Genomic DNA, 19,833 nt, shown 5'->3' with positions numbered 1-19,833 from the left:
GCCGGAGGGTCGTGTCAAAGGCCGAGATAGGTTCGGCGAAGCTCGGGATCGGCGGCGACGGTGGCCGCGTCGCCGGAGAGCGCCACGGCGCCGTTCTCGACGACATAGGCCCGGCTCGCCAGCTCCAGCGACTGGACGACGTTCTGCTCCACCAGCATGATCGCGAGGCCCGCGCCGTTCAGCCGCTCGATCAGCGCGAACATCTCCTCGACCAGCAGCGGCGACAGGCCGAGCGACGGCTCGTCGAGGATCAGCAGCTTCGGCTCGGCCATCAGCCCGCGGCCGATGGCGAGCATCTGCTGCTCGCCGCCCGACAGCGTGCCGGCGAACTGGCCGATCCGCTCCTTCAGCCGCGGAAAGGTGTCGAACACCTTTTCCAGATTTTTCGCCCGGTTCTTCCTCGCCCGGCCGTAGCTCCCGAGTTCGAGATTTTCGCGGACCCCCATGTTGGGAAAGATGCGTCGCCCCTCCGGCACCTGGATCAGGCCGGCGGCGACGATCTCGGCGGGGGAGGTGCCCTTCAGCGAGCGGCCGTCGAAGCGGATGTCGCCGCCGCGCGGCTCGATGAGGCCGGAGAGCACCATGTTGAGCGTCGTCTTGCCGACGCCGTTGGAGCCGAGAACGGCGACGATCTCTCCCGCCTCGACGCGCAAATCGATGCCGCGCAGGATCTCGGTGCTGCCATAGCCGGCCACGAGGCCCGTCACCTCAAGCATCGGCCGCCTCCGCCCTGGCCAGCCGCGCGGCGGCGCCCTTGCCGAGATAGGCCTCGACGACGCGGGGGTCGGCGACCACCTCGCGCGGCGTGCCCGACGCGATGACCGCCCCCTGTGCCAGGACGAAGACCCGGTCGCAGAGGCTGACGACGGCCTGCATGACGTGCTCGATCATCAAAATGGTGATGCCGTCGTCGCGAAGGCCGCGGATGACCGGCAGGATGTCACGGACCTCGGAGGGATTGAGGCCGGCCAGAACCTCGTCGAGGAGAAGGAGCTTCGGCTCCGTCGCCAGCACCTTGGCGAGCTCCAGGCGCTTGCGGCCCGCGACGGTCAGGCGCGCCGCCGGCGCGTCCAGCCGATCGCCCAGCCCGACGCGGGTGGCGACCCTTTCCGCCACCGTCTCGGCATCGGCCCGGTGGCGATGGCGCAGGAAGGCGCCGACGGCGACGTTCTCGGCGACCGTCAGTCCGGCGAAGGGCTTGACGATCTGGAAGGTGCGGCCGAGGCCCTTTTCGGCAAGCTCGTGCGCCGGAAGGTGGGTGACGTCCGCACCGTCGAAGGAGACCCGCCCGCCGGTCGGCTTCAGGAAGCCCGAGACGATGGAAAAGAGCGTCGTCTTGCCGGCGCCGTTCGGGCCGATCAGCCCGGTGATCGAGCCCTTCGGAACGTTCAGCGAGGCGTCGTCGACCGCGGTGAGGCCGCCGAAGCGCATGGTGACGTTTTCGACGTAGAGCATGGTGGCAGCGGGGGCGATGTCGGCGGCAGGCATCAGGCACGCCCTCCTTCGGGCTCGGCCTTGCGGACCTGGCGCGGCGCCGCCCGGCGCCTGGCGAGGCCGACGAGGCCACCCGGCAGAAAGGCGACGGCGACGACGAGGATCGCGCCATAGACCGCGAGATCGATGCCCGGCAGTTGGCCCACCGCCGCCTTCACCAGTTCGCCGAGCCCGTGCAGCGCCAGCGCGCCGACGACGGGGCCGAGCACCGTGCCGAGCCCGCCGACGATCGCCGCGAGCAGCACCTCGACGGAGATCCAGGTGCCGAAAGCGATGTTGGCGTCGATGAACAGGAAATATTGCAGATAGAGGACGCCCGCCGTCGCCGTGATGGCGCCGGAGAGGCCGATCGCCTTCAGCTTGACGGCGAGGACGTCGACGCCGAGCGCCCGGGCCGCCTCCTCGTTCTCGCGAAGGGCGACGAGCTGTGCGCCGAAACGGGAGCCGCGGATCCACTGGACGAGGCCAAGGACGAGGACGGTGAGCGCGACGACGAGGCCGAGGAAGGTGGCCCGGTCGGAGAACTGCAGATTGCCGGCGCCGATCTTCAGGGGCAGGAGCATGCCGGCGGCCCCGCCGGTCACCTCGGAGGAATTGGCGAGCACCCGGAAGACCTCGGCGAAGGCCAGCGTGACGAGGGCGAAATAGGAGCCGCGCAGGCCCGCCCGGAAGGCGAGGAAGCCGATGACGAGGCCGGTCACCGCGCCCATCGCCGTGCCGACCAGAAGCCCGGTCCAGGCGTCGAGGCCGAAGCGCATCTGCCAGATCGCCGAGGAATAGGCGCCGACGCCGAAGAATGCGGCGTGGCCGAAGGAGAACTGGCCGCCGAAGCCGCCGAGAAGGTTCCAGCCCTGGGCCGCCAGCGAGACGATCAGGGTGACGGCGAGAAAGTTCAGCGCGACGTTGGAGGTGAGGAGGAGCGGCGCCAGGGCCAGGAGGACGCCGAGCGCGAGGACCGGGAGATAGGGGCGGAGCGACGACCTCATGCCTTGGCTCCGAACAGGCCGGTCGGCTTCAGAAGCAGGGTCAGGATGAAGATCACGAAGATGCCGATCTGGCCGAGGCTTTCGCCGAGGAACAGGCCGCTCATCGACTCGACCGCGCCGATGATCAGCCCGCCGAGCATCGCCCCGACGATCGAGCCCATGCCGCCGAGGACGACGATGGTGAAGGCGACGAGGACATAGGCGCTGCCGATCTTCGGGTTGACGTAGAAGGTCGGCAGCAGCAGGCAGGCGGCGACGGCGAGGCAGGCGCAGCCGAGACCGAAGGTGACGGCATAGACATGGGCGACGTCGATGCCCTGCAGGCTGGCGCCGATCTTCTCCTTCGCGACGGCGCGGATCGCCTTGCCGGTGTCCGAGCGCGACAGGAACAGCCAGAGGAGCGCCGCCGTCGCCAGCGCGCCGCCGGCGCCGAAGACGCGCGCCTGGCCGAGGAGATAGGGACCGACCTCGAAGACGGCGAAGGAATAGTCGGTGTTGAGCGAGCGCGTATCGGAGCCGAAGCCGGCGAGGAGGAGGTTCTCGATGACGATCGACAGGCCGAGCGTGACGAGCAGGATGTTCTCGTCGCGGCCGTGGCTCGCCGGACCGATGACGAGGCGCTGCAGGCCGTAGCCGAGGGCGAAGAAGATCACCATCAGAAACGGGATCTGCACATAAGGATCGAGGCCGACGACCTGGTTGGTCAGAAGCACCGCGAACATCGCGGCGGCGAGCAGCGCGCCATGGGCGAAGTTGATGATGTGCAGGACGCCGTAGACCAGCGTCAGCCCGAGCGCCACGAGCGCGTAGATCGCCCCGGTGAGCAGGCCGTTGATGAGCGCCTCGATGATGATGTCGGCTGAATACATCGGCTGGTCGTGTCTCCGGCGCGGCTGGCGCGGTGGGGTTGCTTTCGGGGTCTGCAGCGATCGCTGAGACCGGCCTCTCGCCGTTCCACGCCTGCGCCAAGCCACCCCCCTCTGCCTGCCGGCATCTCCCCCGCAAGGGGGGAGATCGGCAGCATTCGGGGAATGCGACCTCAACACCGCCGTTGCTCAAAGGCGCGGCGTCGAGGGTCGGGCGAAGGCGTCAAACGAGGGTCGATCTCCCCCCTTGCGGGGGAGATGCCCGGCAGGGCAGAGGGGGGTGCCGCGGCACCATCCGAGCCGAATGGCCCGTCCCTCAGCCCCCGATCGGAAACACCGGCTTTGCGTTGGCGAATTCCTCCGGATAGATCACTTTGATCTCGCCCTCCTGCACCTGCAGCGAGACGGGCCGGGCGCCGGTGTTCTGGCCGTTCTCGAACTTCGTCGGACCATAGGGCATGATGTGCCCCTCGAAGGTCGAGGCGGCCAGCGCCTCGTTGATCGCCTTCGGCTCGGTCGACTTCGCCCGGTCGATGGCGTCGGCGAGGAGCTTCACGCAGGAATAGTTCAGCGGGATGTTGTAGGCCCACAGGCCGCCGGCGTCCTCGACGCTCTTCTTCAGCGCCTGCGCCTCGTCCTTGCGCGGGTCGTGCCAGTGGTTGCAGTCCATGTCGAGATCGGCGACCTCGGGGAATTCCTTGACGAAGCGCATGTTCGAGGCGGCGCCGTTCAGGACGGAATAAAAGCCTTTCGGCTCGACCCGCTGCTGGTGCAGCGTGCGCATCAGGAGAACCGTCTCGCCGTAATAGGATGAGGGGATGATCAGGTCCGGCTTCAGCGAACGGATCCGCAGCGCGACGTTCGACATGTCGCGGGCGGGCGTCGGATGGGCGATGGTGTCGAGTATCTCGAAGCCGTGCTTGGGCAGTTCGGCGGCCATCAGCTTGGCGAGGCCGGAGCCGAACAGCCCGTCCTCATGGACGAGGACGACGGTCCTGGCGGGATTGCCGGCGGCCTCGTTGAGCTTGACCAGATTGTCGATCGCCGTCTTCGAGCAGGTGCCGAAGCCGGGCGCGAAGCGGAAGGTGTTGGTGAGCCCGCGGCTGACGATCTGGTCGGAAACGCCGACGTCGACGATGTAGGGCAGATCGTAGCGCGCCGCTGCCTGGCTGGAGGCGAGGCAGATCGGGCTGGCGAAGCCGCCGACGATCGCGGCGACCCCGTCCGACTGGAGCTGTTCGACCGCCGCCGTGCCGCCTTCCGGCGTCGAGCGGGCGTCGGCGAAGACCATTTCGAGCTTCGCCCCGCCGAGCGAGGCGATGCCGCCGGCGTCGTTCACCGCCTTGATCGCATGTTCGGCGCCGGTGCGGCCGAGCTCGCCGTCCTGCGCGAGAGTGCCGGTCACCGGCTGGAGAATGCCGACCTTGATCGCTTCGGGCGTCTGCGCCCTCAAAATGCCGGGCATCGCCAGCGTCGCGCCGAGGGCGGCGCCGCCGCGAAGGACGGTGCGGCGACCGATCCTGCCGTTCGAAATGCTCATCGCGTCGTCTTCCTTTTGCCGGTGCCGGTCTTCTTCGGGTTGCGGGGCTCGGTGGCGTTGGCGGGCCTGCCGGTGGCGACGGGGGATTTCGCCGCCCAGCGCATGGCGCTGCCGCGCTTCGTGCGTTCGAGGTCGAGCTGCAGTTCGTAGAGGTCGGGCCGATAGAGGGCGTAGAGATATTCGACGCCCGCCCCGGCCTCGTCCTTGACGATCCGGGTGATCGACAGGAGCGCCGCGCCGGTCTCGGTGCCGAGCGCCTCGGCGATCTCGGGGCCTGCCTGCGTCGCGCCGACGGTCTGCCTGGCGCTGGCGACCCTGGCGCCCGAGCGCTCCAGCAGTTCCAGCAGCGGCGTCGAGCGCAGATCGGCCTCCGAGTATGAGATGCCGATCCGCTTCGGCACATAGGTGACGAGGTAGGAGAAGGGCGTCCCGTCGGCGATGCGCACGCGCACCGACCGCTGCACCTCCTCGCCCGGGCCGAGGCCGAGAGCCTCGGCGACGGCCGGGGTGGGCGAGGCATAGCCGAAGGAGATGAGACGCACGTCGGTGCGCCGGCCCATCTCGACCAGATGGGTGAAGACGTTGGAAAAGTCGGCGACGATCGCGCCGCTGCGGCTGGCGGCGCGCACATAGGTGCCCGAGCCCGGCCGCCGCTCGACCAGGCCCTCCTCGGCCAGCCGCTCCAGCGCGCCGCGGATGGTCACCCGCGACACCCCGTGCTCGATCGCCAGATCCGGCTCGCTCGGCATGCGCGCCGCCGACGCCAGCGTCCCGGAGAGGATCCGGTCCTTCAGGTGCAGATACACCCGAAGCGCCTTGCGCGGTTCCGACACCATGGGCTGGGATCTGGTGGTCATGGGCCCCATCATCCGACTGATCCTGTCTATTGAGTCAGACAGATTTTGTCCTGTCAAGCGTCTCGCCAGTGCCAATCTTTTCGGCACGATTCATGTGCAGATGCCCATACGACGGGCCTTTCGGGGAAATCTGGCACGGGGCGTCCAGCCCGATCTTGTCTTTTTCACCAGACAGCTTAGTCGTATCGGGAAGGATTCGGGGCCAGACCGGATCAGCCGACACCGCGCAGAGGGAGACGCGCCATGGTGAGCGTCGAACGGGCGGAAGCCGCCGACTTCGAAACCTTCGTCCGGCTCGCCATCGTCGGCGCCGGCGCGGCGGGGCTGACCGCGGCACTCGCCGCCCGCGAGGCCGGCGCCGAAGAAGTCGTGATCCTCGAGCGGGACGCTGCGCCGTCGGGCTCGACGGCGCTCTCGGCCGGGCTGGTGCCGGCGGCTGGAACCAGGTTCCAGAAGGAGGCCGGCATCGAGGACGGGCCGGAACTCTTCGCCGCCGACATCATGAGAAAGGCCCATGACGAGCCGGACGCCGATCTCGTCCAGCGCGTCGCGGCGGCGAGCGGCCCGACCGTCGAGTGGCTGGCCGATCGCTTCGATCTGCCGTTTTCGCTAGTCGCCGACTTTTCCTATCCCGGCCACGCGAGGCGTCGCATGCACGGCATGCCGAGCCGCTCCGGTCAGGAGCTGGTCGACCGGCTGCGCCAGGCGGCCGAAGACCGGGGCTGCGACATTCTCTGCGACAGCCTGGTGGAGACGCTGTTCGTCGGGGCGGACGGCCGCGTGACCGGCCTTGCCTTCGCCCGGCCGGACGGGGCAGGCGAGCGGCTCGGCGTCGGCGCGCTGATTCTCGCCTGCAACGGCTATGGCGGCAACCCGGCCCTCGTCGCCGAGCACATTCCGGAGCTGTCGCAGGCGCTCTATTCCGGCCATCAGGGCAATCGCGGCGAGGCGATCCTGTGGGGCGCGGCGATGGGGGCGAAGCTCCGCCACCTGTCCGGCCATCAGGGCCACGGCTCGCTCGCCCATCCCGCCGGCATCCTCCTCACCTGGGCGACGATCACCGAGGGCGGATTTCAGGTGAACGTCCGCGGCGAGCGCTTCAGCGACGAATCCCGCGGCTATTCCGAACAGGCCGCCGAAGTGCTGAAGCAGCCAGAGGGCATCGCCTACACCATCTTCGACGAACGGATCGCCGCGATCTGCCGGCAGTTCGAGGATTTCCGCAATCTCGAAGCGATCCATGCCGTGGTTTCCGCCGCGACCATCGAGGAACTGGCCGAAAAGCTGAAGCTCCCGGCCGAGACGCTGGGCAAGACGATGCGGGCCTTCGAAGCGGCGAAGGGGCCGCGGCGGGCCGACGCGAGGGCAGGGGGCGGCTCACCTCTCGATCGCGCACCGGGCGAAGACCGCTTCGGCCGAAAGCTCGCGGGAACGCCGCGGCTCGAAGCGCCATTTCGGGCGGCGCGGGTGACCGGCGCGCTGTTCCACACCCAGGGCGGCCTCGTCGTCGACGGCAAGGCGCGGGTCCTGCGCGCGGACGGCACGGCGATATCCAATCTCTACGCCGCCGGCGGGGCGGCCTGCGGCGTCTCGGGCGCCGCGGCCTCGGGCTATCTGTCCGGCAACGGCCTTCTCACCGCCGTCACTCTCGGCCGCATCGCCGGGGAGGCCGCCGGAGGCGAGGCGTGAGCCGAACCGGGTCAGGCCGGTCCGGAGCCCCGCGCCGAGCCTGCGGCCTCGTCCACCAGCCAGTCGCGGAATGCGGCGAAGGCCGGATTGTCGGCCTGCTGCGGCGGAAAGATCAGGCCGTAGGGCGAGCCGCCGTCGAGACTGCGGGCCGAGGCGCGCACCAGCCGTCCGGAGGCGATCTCCTCCTCGACCAGGACATGCGGCACCAGCGCCGCGCCGAGCCCCGCCCGTGCGGCGGCGAGCACCATGCCGAAATGTTCGAAGCGCGGCCCGCGCAGGATGCTGACGGCGTCCATCTTCGCCACCTGGAACCAGCGCAGCCAGAGATCGGGCCGCGTCGCCTGCTGCAGCAACGGCAGCTCGGCGATTTCGCCGTCGGTGAGCCCGCCGGCGGGGCCGGCGATGTCGGGGCTCGCGACGACGATCAGCGTCTCGTCGAGAAGCGCGATCGCCTCCGCCCCGCGCGAGCGCAGCTCCAGCCGCTGGATCGCCGCATCCGCCGGGTCGCGGGAAAAATCCACCGGCCCGAGCGCCGAGGTGAGGTCGATGGTGACGTCCGGCGCGAGCGCTGCGAACCGGGCGAGCCGCGGGATCAGCCAGGCGCTGGCGAAGGTCGGCAGGACGACGAGGCGCAGAAGCTGTTCGCGTCCGCCGAAGGACATCACCGTCAGCGCCGCGCCGTCGAGTTCGGCGAGGATCCTTTCGGCATCGCGCAGGAAGGAGCGTCCGGCATCGGACAGGATCAGCCGCTGCCGCACCCGGTGGAACAGCCTGACCCCGAGCCGTTCCTCGAGGCTGCGCAGCGACCGGCTGACGGCGCTCTGGGTCAGCCCGAGGGTCTGCGCCGCGCGGGTCGCCGAGCCCGACTGTGCGAGGGCCCTGAGGGTTTCGAGCTCGCCGACGGTCGGGGTGTAGGGTCGTCGCATGGGGTCTCGTCTGGTCGGCGGCCGGGTTGGCAGCTGCCAATGGATGGCCCGGCCGGGCGCTTCGCCTCCGGCATGGCTTTAGCATGTCGCCGATCGGGCGAAAGGCGCGATCGGGCTTCGCCGCGGTCTGCGCCCCCCGCGGACGGGCTCCGGGGCGCGCGGGATCGTCCCCGGGCCCGTTCACCGCCGGTTCGGCGAACGGGATGCCTGTTCGCCACCAAGGAGATACGCCATGAACGACGAAAGGCGCGTTCGCCTCCAGATCGTCTCAGCAGTCCGCGATGGGTTGGGCTCCGCGCTGCAGGTGTCGGCTATCGAACGACGCTATTGAATCAACGTCTTAAGATGCCGACGACGCGTGTGACTGAGGGCGGCAACGTTCCATAATGCCAATCAGGATCGTGTGGCTAACACTTTGTGGTTTCGGTCTAAACAGGGCGGTAGGTTCCATAACATATATTACGACACTGATTTCCGCTGCCCCGGTTGTGCGCCGGCGGACGACCGTGTGGCGCCGAGCGTGGGACCGAACAGTCGCCCGCTCATCGACGGTGCCGCGTTCCCGATCCGTCAGCGCTGTCGGAACGCTTTCATCCAGGAAAGCCCCCCATCAGTGTCGTCGCGCGGCTTGTATTCGGCGCCGAACGGGGCTTCGTAGCCGAGAGCGGCGAAGGCCGGCAGCAGCCGCTCATAGGCGACCTCGCCCTCGTCCGGCTCGGCCCGCGAGGGCACGGCCGCGAACTGGACGTGGCCGATGAGGCCCCGATGCGCCTTGAAGCGCTCGAGGAGATCGCCGCCGGTGATCTGCATGTGATAGCAGTCGAACATGATCCTGAGTTCCGGCCGCTTCAGGCGTTCGAGGATCGCCACCGCCTTGTCGAGTCCGATCAGGAAATAGCCGGGTGCATCGCGGGGATTGAGCGGCTCGATCAGCGCCGTCATGCCCGTTTCGCGCGCCCGGTCGCAGGCGTAGGCGAGGTTGGCGTCGAAGACGTCGCCCGCTCCCGGATCGTCGGTCTTGCCGGCCATCACGTGAACCGCCCGCGCCCCGATCGCGGCACCATAGTCGAAGGCTTCGTCGATCGCGTCGCGCGCCTCGGCCTCGCGCCCCGGCATGGCGGCGAGCCCGGAGTCGCCGGGCTGGGAGCCTTTGCGCGTGTTGAGGCCGAGCATCGGCAGGCCGGTCTCGGCAAGCGCCGCCTTCACCGCCTCGCGGTCCTGATCATAGGGCCAGTGGCATTCCACCGCGTCGAACCCGGCGGCCTTGGCGCGCCGGATCGCATCCGGCAGAGCGAGTTCGGTCCACAGAAAGCCGAGATTGGCGGAAAAGCGCATGGATCACTCCCATTCCACATCGAATTGCCGCACGACGCGGCTCACGTCCTCGCCGGAAAGAAGCCTCGGCCCCAGGCCGCGCGTGATCAGGGCGAGCCTCGCGGTCGCCTCCAGCTCCTCGATCGCATTGACCGCGGCGGCGAGGTCCTTGCCCGCCACCACCGGCCCGTGATTGGCGAGCATCACCGCCGAGCGCTTGCCCGCGAGGCCCCGGATCGCCTCCCCCATCGCGGGATCGCCGGGCAGGATGAAGGGCAGAAGCTTCACCTTGCCGAGCTGCATGATCGCGTAGGGCGTCAAAGCAGGAAGCATGTCGTCGGGATCGACGTCGGGCATCATCGACAGCGCCACCGAATGACAGGAATGGAGATGGACCACCGCGCCGGCACTCGACCGCGTCTCGTAGAAGGCCTTGTGCAGGGGCACTTCCTTGGTCGGCTTGTCGCCGTCGATCAGATTTCCGTCCCGGTCGAGCCGGCTGAGGCGGGCCGGATCGAGCTTGCCGAAGGAGGAGCCCGTCGGCGAAACCAGCGCCCCGCCGTCCTCGAGCCGCACCGAGACGTTGCCGGTCGAACCGTGGGTGAGGCCGCGATCGAAGAGGGAGCGGGCGAATTCCACCATCGCCTCGCGCAGCCGCGCCATCTCGCTCATGCGGGCCTCCGCTTCAAAACGGCGAGCGCCTCGGCGAAAAAGTCCTCGGCGCCGAAATTGCCGGATTTCAGGGTCAGCCACAGCGGCCGGTCGCTGGCCTTCAGCGCTGGCACGCCCGGCGCGATCTCCGGCCCGATTTCGAGCGCCGACAGCCCCAGCCCCTCGACCACGGCGCCCGACGTCTCGCCGCCCGCGACGACGAGGCGGCTGATGCCGGCGCCGGTGAGTTCCCTCGCGATCTCGGCGAAGAAGCCTTCGATGGCGGTCGCGACGCGCTCCTTGCCGTGGCGCTCCTGCGCCGCCCTCACCCGGTCGGGCTCGGCGGAGGAATAGATCAGCGGCGCCGCCTTCGAAGCCGCCGAAGAGGCCCAGTCGGCCACCTCCTCCGGCTCGAGTTCGCCGGCGATCAGCTTGTCGGCGTCGATTTCGAGGGACGGGTGGTCGGCGCGGTAGCGCTCGACCTGCGCCCGCGTCATGGTCGAACAGGAGCCGGACAGGATTGCCGCGAGCCCGCCGTCGCCGTGCCACGGCGTCCGTCGCTCCTTCAGGGTCGCCGGGTCGATGAGATTGGCCGGCAGGCCGAGCGCGATCCCCGAGCCGCCCGTCACGAGCTTCATGTCCTTCGCCGCCTTGCCGATGGCGAAGAGATCGGCGTCGCGGATCGCATCGACCACAACGATCGGCCGCCCCGCGTCCATCTCCCGACGCAGGCCCGCCGCGATCGCTTCCGGCCCCTCGAACACGGCCGCGGCGCCCACATGGCCGACGCCCTGCTTCGTTTGCGGTTTCAGCCAGCGGCGGAGATCGGCGTCGGTCATCGGCGTCAGCGGATGGTTTTCCATGCCGCTTTCGCTCAAGAGCTTATCCTTCACGAAGAGATGGCCCTGATAGATGCTGCGGCCGGTGGCCGGAAAGGCCGGGCAGACGATCGTCACCGCAGCGCCCAGCCGCTCCATCAGCGCGTCGATCACCGGGCCGATATTGCCCTCCGGCGTGGAATCGAAGGTCGAGCAATATTTGAACACGAATTGCCGACAGCCCTGTTCGATCAGCCAGTCGCACGCCTTCAACGAGGCGGAAACGGCCTTGTCGACCGGCACCGTCCGCGACTTCAGCGCGACCACGCCCGCCTCGACGGACGGATCCGCAGGCGCGTCCGGCACGCCGGAATATTGCACCACCCGCATGCCGCCCTTCGCCAGCGTGTTGGCGAGATCGGACGACCCCGTAAAGTCGTCGCCGATACAGCCGAGAAGCATGATCTTCCTCCTTTTCGCGCCGCGTCCTCGGGTGTCAGGCCGCCGACTGGCCCGTCTCCTCCTCGAGATAGACGGTGATGATCTCGTCGAAGGCCGTCTCTGCGGAAAAACCGAGTTCCTTGGCGCGCTGCGCATCGAAATCGGTCGGCCAGCCGGCGACGATCGCGTCGATCCCGGCATCCGGCTCGCGCCGGATGCGGCCCGCAGCTTCCTCGCCGACGATGCGCCGCAGTGCCTCGATCTCCTCGCCGACCGTGGCCGAGAGGCCGGGCATGGTCAGGTTCCGGCGCGGACCGACCTTGTCGAGATCGATCTCGGCGGCACGGATGAAGAAGGAAACCGCCGCGCGCGGGCTCGCGAACCAGTGGCGCACGTCGTCGGCGACGGGAAGCACCGCGCCCTCGCCGTTGATCGGCTCGCGCAGGATGTTGGAGAAGAAGCCCGAGGCCGCCTTGTTCGGCTTGCCCGGCCTAATGCAGATCGTCGGCAGGCGAATACCGATGCCGTCGAAGAAGCCCTTGCGGGCATAATCGGCAAGGAGCAGCTCGCAGATCGCCTTCTGCGTGCCGTAGCTCGTCAGCGGCGTCAGATGATAGGCATCGGGAATCTTTTCGGGGAACGGCGCGCCGAAGACCGCGATCGAAGAGGCGAAGACGAGGCGCGGCCTGTAGCCGTCCTTGTCGTGCGCCGCGCGGATCGCCTCGAAGAGATCGCGCGTGCCGTCGAGATTGATCCGATAGCCTTTCTCGAAATCCGCCTCGGCTTCGCCGGAGACGATCGCCGCCAGATGGAAGATCACGTCGGGCCGCGCGGCGACGAGGCTTTCCGCCGTTCCCTTGGCGGAGAGATCGGCGACGTCCGTCGTGACGGCATCGCCGCCGGTTTCCGGCTTGACCACGTCGACGAGATGCAGGGTCTCGATCGTCCGGCCAGCGAGCATGCCGGCTGCGACGAGATGTTCGGCCAGTTTGCGGCCGATCATGCCGGCGGCTCCGATGATGAGAACTTTCACGGGCTATACTCCTTACTGGTCGCCCGAAGCGGACAGGACCAAGCGGGCGACGCCATAGGCGTCGAGATCGATCTTCGTGCCCGACACGGGTTCGAGCTCATCGAAAAACCATGGATTCTGCGCGGCTTCGTCGAAATGCTCGGCGTCGAGAATCCGGGCCTTTTCCATGCTTGCGGGCAGCACGATCGAACAGCGCCGGGCCGTCAGGTTTGCGACGAGGATTTCGGTGCCCGCCTCGCCCTTCGCCGCCGTTGCCAGAACGCGCGTCGGATCGGACGAGGCGACCGGCAGATACGTATCGCCGGTCATGCCGGCCAGCGCGCGCTCCACGTGATAGACGGGAAAGACCCCGCCGGCGTCCTCGAAATAGGGCTGCGGCCAGTCGTGATCGGCAGAGACCACGCCCTGAGCGCCCGTCGTGCCCCCGAAGGCGATGGCGCTGACGCCCTTTTCGGCCATCACCGCGTGATAGCCGACGGCGAATGCCGCTCCGGCCAGGCCGCGCTGGCGCGGATCGTTGCGGTTCATCGCCTGGCGGATGTTCTTCGGGTTTGCCATCGGCGCTTCGCCGTAGGGGTTGAGCCGCATGCCGATCGCGCTCGGGCCGACCGTCACCGGCTTCTCCCCGGCGATCTCCTTGGCGCTGAGGCCGATATAGGGCAGCGCCTCCAGGCTCTCGAACACCGTCCGGTCGTCGCCCGCATGGACGATCGCCGAGGTCGTGAAGCCGACGAGATCGAGGTCGGTAAGCGGCGGGCGCTTGCGGTTGAACTCGGTGAAGAAGGAGAACATGCCGCCGCCGATCTTCGCCTTCGGAAAGGCCGACCGCGCCGCCTTGTAGAGCTCGTCGAGGGGCGCTGCCGGCGGCCACGGGCTGCCGGGCAGCGTCGCCTTCATGTCGGGGGCCGGCGAGACCCGGACCACCACGAAGGGATCGCCGAGCGCGCTCACCGTCTTGCCGACGCCGGCGACCTCGTCCGCGAACCCTTCGACCTCGGTCACCACCAGATCGAGCCAGGCCTCGGCCCCGATCTCGCCTGCGATCTCGGCCGCGGCCTTGAGCTCCGCCTCGCCGCTCTCGCGCGGATCATGCATGTAAACGAGATAGTCCGGCTTCAGCCCCGCGATCGTCTCGATCTTCGCGCGTGTCGCCTCGATCTCTCCGGCAGAAAGCCCGATCCCGATGCGCGGCGCTTTCCCCCCCGCCTCGCCGAGGCTGAGCGAGACCGCACCCGCATCGCCTCGAGCGCTGCTCGATGCCGGTCCGCCCTCCACCGAGATCGTCACCGTCTGGTCGATCCGCTCGCCGGGCTTCAGCGTATAGGGCCAGGGCAGCGCCAGCGGCCGCACATAGGTCTTGTAGGAGGCGTCGGTCCAGTTGCGCTGGTCCTCCATCTCGAAGGTGTCGCCCTCCATCCGGCAGATCACCTTGAGCCCCTCGACCGGCTCGTGCGTCAGCGTCCGCAGCTCCATCATCGGCTGCAGCGGATCGATGACTTCCGGGAAACGGCCGTTCTCGACCTTGCCGTCGACATGCTCGATCGTCACCGGCTCGCCGGCGACGCCGTTGACGGGATGGAGGACCACGAAGCCCGTGCGGTTGGTGAGAAAGTCGGTGACGCCCTCGCCCTCCCCGTGAAAAGTCAGGGCGCGGGGCGTGCCGGTGATCTCGGCCGTGTAGCGGAAGGTCTGGCCGTCGTCGCCCGCGCTCGCCGCATAGCGCACGGTGAAGCGATCGCCCTCCTCCTTGACGTCGAGGTCCTCGATGACCGCGTTGTAGGTGCCCCAGTTCTTGTCGCGAACGATGAAGGACACGGCGCGAATGATCTCGATCCCGTCATAGCGGATCGCCCGCAGATTGCCGTTGTCGAGTTCGGCCGAGAGCTTGCCCGCCTTCAGGACGCGGGGGGCGGGCACGATCTCTTCGGTGCCGGTCAGTCGGACGGCGAGGCTCGGATCGCTCATGTGTTCCTCCCTTGTCTGTCTGTCTTGGCCGTCACTGGCTCGTTCGCGTGCTCACCAGGCGCTCGATGAGCAGCGCCAGGATGATGATCGTGCCGATGGCCGAGCCCTGCCAGAAGGGCGAGACCCCCATGAGATTGAGGCCGTTGCGGATCATCACCATGATCAGGACGCCGATCAGCGTGCCGATGATCGAGCCGCGTCCGCCATATAGGCTCGCCCCGCCGATGACGACGGCGGCGATGGCGTCGAGCTCCATCAGATTGCCGGCCAGCGGGTCGGCCGACAGGATCTGCGCGATCGAAAAGGTGATCGCGACCGCCGCGAAGGCGCCGGAGACCACATAGGGCAGGACGGAATAGAAGAGAACGTTGAGCCCGGCGGCGCGCGCGGCCTCCTTGTTGGAGCCGATCGCGTAGATCGTCCGCCCGCCTTTGGTATAGGTGAGGTAGAGCCAGGCGAGGAGGTACATCACCCCGAGAAAGAAGACGTTCGCCGGGATGCCGAGGATCGAGGTGTAGACGATCTCGGAAAGGCTCGACGGGATGCCGGAGATCGCCGTCTGGCCGGACAGGATGTAGGCCAGACTCCGCCCGATCGCCATGATGCCGAGCGTGACGACGAAGGCCGCGAGCCCGAAATAGGCGACGAGGATGCCCGAGACGAGGCCGATGCCGGCCCCCGCCAGAACCGCGATGCCGATCGAGACGGGGATCGAATAGTCCTGCAGCGCGAGGCCGAGCACGATGCCGGTCAGGCCCGCCACCGAGCCCACCGACAGATCGATGCCGCCGGTCAGGATGACGAAGGTCATGCCGATCGAGACGAGCCCGATCACCACCGACTGGTCGAGGATGTTGAAGATATTCGTCCGGGTCAGGAAATAGGGTGAGGCGAACGACAGGACGACGGCGATCAAGAGCGCCAACGCCAGCATGCGAAATTCCAGCCGCGTGAAGATGCGCTTCGCCATCGACACGGCATCGAAGCCCTGTCCGGACGCCGATGTCTTCGCCGTATCTTCCGTGCCCCGAGTGGTTTTGGCCTGGTCAAGCATTCAATGTCTCGATCTGTTTTCTGATCGCCTCGGCGGAGAGGCCGTCGGCTTTTCCCGGCACGGTCAAGCCGACCCAGCCGAAGTCGTGGCCGCGATGGCTGCGGATCGGCACGATGAGGGTGGAGCGGCTGCCGTCTTCTTCGGTGACGAAGTCCTGTCCCCGCCCGGCGAGCCCTTTCGGGATGGCGCTTTCGTCGAAATCCACGGCATTGCCGGCGGAAAAGCCGGGCGAGGCCTCGGGCGCCGCGACGACGCTGTTGAGGCAGATCAGGTCGTCATCGTCGATCAGCGCCCAGAAGCCGGCCCCGCCGCAATCCTTGGCGAGCGTGCCCAGAAGTTCGGTGTTCTTGCGCATGGATGTGCGCGGCGCGGCGAGCAGCGTCAGCTTCTCCTCGTCGAGGGCGGAACTCTCGATGTCGGCGATGGAGCGCCCGTCGCTGATGACCACGATGCGGGTCGAAAGGCCCAGCAGCTCCTCGAAGTCGGACGAGATGACGACGACCGCGACACCGTCGGCCGCGATCTTCTGAAGCAGTTCGTAGATCGCCTGGCGCGTGCCGATGTCGACGCCCTTGGTCGGCTCGTCGAGGATCAGCACCTTCGGTTCGAGCAGCAGCCAGCGGGCGATGATGATCTTCTGCTGCATGCCCCCGGAAAAGTTCAGCATCGAGGCGTCGAAGAGCCGATGACCGGGAAGGTCGAGCAGCTTCAAGAGCTCGTCGACCTTCTTCTGCCGCGCCTTGTAGCCGAGGCCGAAGCCGCGATGGGCGCCGAGATGGGCGAGAAGCAGGTTCTCCTTCACCGAAAGATCCGGCACGATGTTCTGCACCCGCCGATCCTCCGGCACGAAGCCGACACCGGCGCGCACCGCCTGGGCGGGCCGGCGGAAATCGACCGTCTTGCCGCCCAGCCACATCTCGCCGCCCGTGCGGGGCCGCATTCCGAAGATCGCCTCGGCGGTTTCGGAGCGTCCCGCGCCGACGAGCCCGCCGAGTCCGAGGATCTCGCCCTTGCGCACCGCAAACGACACGTCCCGCACGGCAGGCGGCGCGGCGATGTTCTTCACCTCGAAGACGACCGGGGCGCCGTCCTTGTCCTCGCCGCGCTCGGCTTCGCGGTAGATCGCGCCGATCTCGCGGCCGACCATCAGGCGGATGATCTCGGCCTGGGTGAGCGAGGCGGTCTCGCGACCCGAGGCGACGGTCGCGCCCTCGCGCATCACGGTCACCCGATCGGTGATCGCGAGCACCTCCTCCAGCCGGTGGGAGACGAAGATCAGCGCGCGCCCGCTCTCCTTCATGCGCGCCATCACGTCGAACAGGCGCTCCACCTCGCCGGCGCTCAGCGAGGCGGTCGGCTCGTCGAAGATGATGAGTTCGGCATCGAGCGCCAGCGCCTTGGCGATTTCGACGAGCTGCCGCTGGGCGGCCGAAAGCTTGGAGACCTCGGTATCGAGGGACAGCACGTCGGCCTGGCCGAGATCATCGAGGATCGCGGCGGCGCGCTTGCGCATTCTGGAGCGCGAGAGAAAGCCGCTCTTGCCGAGTTCGGGCAGGAAGATGTTTTCGAGAACGCTCAAGTCGGCCGCGAGCGTCGTCTCCTGCATCACGATCGCGATTCCGGCTGCGAGCGCGTCACGCGTGGAGCGCAGATTGAGCGGCTCGCCCTTGTAGAAGAGATCGCCCGCATCCGGCCGCAAATGGCCGGAAATCACCTTGGACAGGGTCGACTTGCCGGCCCCGTTCGCGCCGAGAAGGGCGTGGATCTCGCCCTTCCTCAGATCGAAGGAAGCCCCCGCGAGCGCCCGCGTCCGGCCGAAGGTCTTTTCGATATCGATGGCTTCGAGAAGCACGGGAGACTGTTTCCGCCTGCTGCGCAGCCCCCCTCCCCGACGTCGACGGATCGACCGTGTCGACCGCCTCGAACCCGGGAAAAAGGCCGCATGACCTGGATTGGTGGCGGCCTCGAGGGCCGCCGGTCGCGAGGAGCCCGGCCGAGCGAACCCGGCCGGGCATCGGTCGAAAGACCGGGCCTCACTCCATTTCGTTGGCGAACACCGTCTCCTTCACCGTCGGCAGCACGTCCTCGATGTTCTTCGAGGTGACGACGAGGATCGGCACGGTGATTTCCTTCTCGGGCGTCTCGCCGTTGAGGTGCTGGAACAACGCCTCGGCCGATTTCTGGCCCATCAGATACGGCTGCTGCATGCCCGAGGCGACCATCTCGCCGGATTTCAGGAGATCGACGAACTCGGGAATGCCGTCGAAGGCGGCGACCAGAACCTCGCCCTGCCGACGCGCGGCCCGGATCGCGCGCAGCGCGCCGATCGCCGGCTGGTCGGTCTGGACGAAGAGGCCGCGCATGCCGGGATTGGCGGTCAGCATGTCCTGGACGAACTTGAAGGTCTCGTCGGCGGTGTAGGACTGCATCTGCTGAAGCCCGGCTTCCTCGCCGGTGACGCCGCCTTCCTTGAGGCCGTCGCGGAAACCGGCCGTGCGGGCCTGACCGTTCTTGCGCGCCTGCGAGATCGTGACGAGACCGACCGAGCCATCGGCCCATTCCTTCTCCTTCATCGCCTCGGCCAGCGCCTCGCCGACGCCCTTGGCGCCCTCGTAGTTGTCGGAGATGATGAAGGAGACGTATTCGCCCTCATTGGTTCCGATATCGGCGATGACGACGGGAATGTCGTTCTTGGCGGCCAGTTCCAGCACACTCGGCGCCGTCGAGGAATCGGTCGGCGAAATCACGATGCCGGCGACGCCGCGCGCGATCGCATCCTGCGCGTTCTGAAGCTGGGTCTGGGCGTTGTTGCGCGAATCGAGCGCCTGGAAGCCGTAACCGTTCTCCTCGGCGACGGATTCGACGCCCTTGGAGAGATAGCGCCAGAAGGGCAGGTCGAGCCCCGGCGTCAGATAGACGATCTCCTTTGACTGGGCGAACGCGCCGCCCGCCGTCGAAAAGGCTGCCGTCACGGCCACGGCGCAGATGGCCACGCCCTTCATCAAAGTCCGTTTGTTCATGTATTCCTCCCTTTACAGTGCAGTCGTTGACGTTCGCGCCTGACCTGTCTTTCCGTGTCGAGATCAGGCGCCCTCGTGTTCCTCCCCCGCATCCGTCAGGACGTTCATCGTCGTGCGGTAGATGCGGTCGAGATGGACGTCGAAAGCCGCGACGACCGCATCCCGGTCGTGGCGCTTGAGGGCTTCGACGATGGCTTGATGATCGCCATAGCTCTTGCCGATCGCGCCGGGCTTCGACATCGCCAGCCGGCGGTGGCTCATCATGTAGCCGTAGAGATCGGAGACGAGATCGCTCAGAACGCGGTTCGAGCAGGATCGATAGATCGCCAGATGAAACTCGCGATCGATGATCAGGAACCGCATCGGATCTTCGACGGCCTTGCGCTGCGTCTTCAAGGACTCGTCCAGAAAGGCGATGGCGCCGTCCTCGATCTCCTGCGCGGCGATGCCCACGACCTCGCGCTCCACCAGAAGGCGCGAGGCATGGATGTGGTCGATCCCGTATTCGTTGATCGCCTGCGGCTGGCGCAGTCCGGTGAACTCCGCGTCGACGCCGCTGGAAACGACCTTGGTGCGCGCGCCATGCACCACCGCGAGAACCCCCTGAGCGGCCAGGATCTGGATTCCGCCTCGGATCGTCTCCCGGCTCACCTGGAGAGCATCGGCCAGTTCGCGCTCGCTCGGCAGGTTGTCGCCCACCTGAAGGATGCCGGAGGCGATGAGCGCCCCGATCTTCGTCGCAACGGCATGACGGATGCTGCGACGGACGATCGCCTGCTGCAGTTCCGGAGCATTTTTGAGCACGAAGCTAGAACGCGACATCGACTTTGAACCATGATTGATCCAGTGGTTCGTCCACTAGACCAGTTCAGCCATGATTGTCCGGCCTGGAACGGGTTGTCAAGCGCAATCACCATGGCTCGACGGATTGCCGAGGGAAATTGATCGGCCTCGCGCCGCAAAGGCGGGCAGCGGCCCAGACTCTGCCGAGTACGACGCCTTCTCAGGCTTTGCCGCCCATTTGAGTGAACCGGGTTCGGGGTGAGCATACGAACTTCGATTGCCGACCGGATGGTGCCGGGAAGCACTCCGGCGCCATCGGTGCCGATCATCGCCGGCGATAGAAGCGGCTCGTCCTTCGGCATCTTGCGGAAGCGCATGGGGCCCATGGTGCGGATG

General features: G+C 67.7%; 17 protein-coding genes and 1 pseudogene. 1 reads left to right on the top strand and 17 read right to left on the bottom strand.

From position 1 onward, the window contains the following. Nucleotides 1–14 precede the first annotated feature (14 nt). From LZD57_RS21845 to LZD57_RS21820, 6 genes are all read right to left on the bottom strand, one after another. A complete protein-coding gene (locus LZD57_RS21845; protein ID WP_233721709.1) occupies nt 15–716 on the bottom strand; it encodes an ABC transporter ATP-binding protein in 702 nt (233 codons plus the stop codon). Beyond that, nucleotides 709–1,455 carry an ABC transporter ATP-binding protein gene (locus LZD57_RS21840; protein WP_338034729.1) on the bottom strand — a complete coding sequence of 249 codons (747 nt, stop codon included), beginning with the start codon at nt 1,453–1,455 and terminating at the stop codon, nt 709–711. The genes LZD57_RS21845 and LZD57_RS21840 overlap by 8 nt, the downstream gene beginning before the upstream one ends. A gap of 32 nt (nt 1,456–1,487) precedes the next feature. Further along, entirely contained in the window at nt 1,488–2,480 is a 993-nt protein-coding gene (locus LZD57_RS21835; RefSeq protein ID WP_233721707.1) for a branched-chain amino acid ABC transporter permease, read from the bottom strand. After that, a complete protein-coding gene (locus tag LZD57_RS21830) occupies nt 2,477–3,349 on the bottom strand; it encodes a branched-chain amino acid ABC transporter permease (protein ID WP_233721706.1) in 873 nt (290 codons plus the stop codon). The genes LZD57_RS21835 and LZD57_RS21830 overlap by 4 nt, the downstream gene beginning before the upstream one ends. Before the next feature lie 313 nt (nt 3,350–3,662). Then, on the bottom strand, nt 3,663–4,886 hold the full coding sequence (locus LZD57_RS21825; protein ID WP_233721705.1) for an ABC transporter substrate-binding protein: 1,224 nt from the start codon (nt 4,884–4,886) through the stop codon (nt 3,663–3,665). Beyond that, a complete protein-coding gene (locus LZD57_RS21820; protein WP_233721704.1) occupies nt 4,883–5,743 on the bottom strand; it encodes a GntR family transcriptional regulator in 861 nt (286 codons plus the stop codon). The genes LZD57_RS21825 and LZD57_RS21820 overlap by 4 nt, the downstream gene beginning before the upstream one ends. A 243-nt stretch (nt 5,744–5,986) precedes the next feature. Between LZD57_RS21820 and LZD57_RS21815 the strand changes: the two genes are divergently transcribed. Further along, entirely contained in the window at nt 5,987–7,432 is a 1,446-nt protein-coding gene (locus tag LZD57_RS21815; protein ID WP_233721703.1) for an FAD-dependent oxidoreductase, read from the top strand. A gap of 11 nt (nt 7,433–7,443) precedes the next feature. Here LZD57_RS21815 and LZD57_RS21810 read toward each other — a convergent pair whose 3' ends face one another. The 11 genes and pseudogenes from LZD57_RS21810 to LZD57_RS21760 all read right to left on the bottom strand — a co-directional run. Then, nucleotides 7,444–8,358 (bottom strand): LysR family transcriptional regulator, encoded by a 915-nt coding sequence (locus LZD57_RS21810; RefSeq protein ID WP_233721702.1) that lies wholly within the window; start codon nt 8,356–8,358, stop codon nt 7,444–7,446. A gap of 570 nt (nt 8,359–8,928) precedes the next feature. Beyond that, entirely contained in the window at nt 8,929–9,693 is a 765-nt protein-coding gene (locus tag LZD57_RS21805; RefSeq protein WP_233721701.1) for a hydroxypyruvate isomerase family protein, read from the bottom strand. A gap of 3 nt (nt 9,694–9,696) precedes the next feature. Beyond that, nucleotides 9,697–10,344: a 3-oxo-tetronate 4-phosphate decarboxylase gene (gene otnC / locus LZD57_RS21800; RefSeq protein ID WP_233721700.1), complete on the bottom strand. Its 648-nt coding sequence runs from the start codon at nt 10,342–10,344 to the stop codon at nt 9,697–9,699. Continuing rightward, nucleotides 10,341–11,603 carry a 3-oxo-tetronate kinase gene (gene otnK / locus LZD57_RS21795; RefSeq protein WP_233721699.1) on the bottom strand — a complete coding sequence of 421 codons (1,263 nt, stop codon included), beginning with the start codon at nt 11,601–11,603 and terminating at the stop codon, nt 10,341–10,343. Before otnK ends, otnC begins: the two co-directional genes overlap by 4 nt. A 34-nt stretch (nt 11,604–11,637) precedes the next feature. After that, a complete protein-coding gene (gene denD, locus LZD57_RS21790) occupies nt 11,638–12,615 on the bottom strand; it encodes a D-erythronate dehydrogenase (RefSeq protein WP_233721698.1) in 978 nt (325 codons plus the stop codon). A 12-nt stretch (nt 12,616–12,627) separates the two neighbouring features. Further along, the gene (locus LZD57_RS21785; protein WP_233721697.1) at nt 12,628–14,580 is read right to left on the bottom strand and encodes a D-apionate lactonase family protein; all 1,953 of its coding nucleotides are present in this window, start codon (nt 14,578–14,580) and stop codon (nt 12,628–12,630) included. 31 nt (nt 14,581–14,611) lie between these two features. Further along, entirely contained in the window at nt 14,612–15,550 is a 939-nt protein-coding gene (locus LZD57_RS21780; protein ID WP_233721696.1) for an ABC transporter permease, read from the bottom strand. A 76-nt stretch (nt 15,551–15,626) separates the two neighbouring features. Continuing rightward, complete coding sequence (locus LZD57_RS21775; protein WP_233721695.1) at nt 15,627–17,486, bottom strand: sugar ABC transporter ATP-binding protein; 1,860 nt, start codon at nt 17,484–17,486, stop codon at nt 15,627–15,629. A gap of 181 nt (nt 17,487–17,667) precedes the next feature. Further along, on the bottom strand, nt 17,668–18,654 hold the full coding sequence (locus LZD57_RS21770; protein ID WP_233721694.1) for a substrate-binding domain-containing protein: 987 nt from the start codon (nt 18,652–18,654) through the stop codon (nt 17,668–17,670). 63 nt (nt 18,655–18,717) lie between these two features. Further along, nucleotides 18,718–19,476 carry a FadR/GntR family transcriptional regulator gene (locus LZD57_RS21765; protein ID WP_233721693.1) on the bottom strand — a complete coding sequence of 253 codons (759 nt, stop codon included), beginning with the start codon at nt 19,474–19,476 and terminating at the stop codon, nt 18,718–18,720. A 203-nt stretch (nt 19,477–19,679) separates the two neighbouring features. Further along, nucleotides 19,680–19,808: pseudogene (locus LZD57_RS21760) on the bottom strand (IS6 family transposase); the annotation flags it as partial. Nucleotides 19,809–19,833: the final 25 nt, after the last annotated feature.

The sequence above is a fragment of the Jiella avicenniae genome, assembly GCF_021390325.1.
Classification (GTDB): Bacteria; Pseudomonadota; Alphaproteobacteria; order Rhizobiales; family Rhizobiaceae; genus Jiella; species Jiella avicenniae.
Note: the sequence above shows the minus strand (reverse complement) of the source record. Positions and strands in the feature narration are given on the sequence as shown.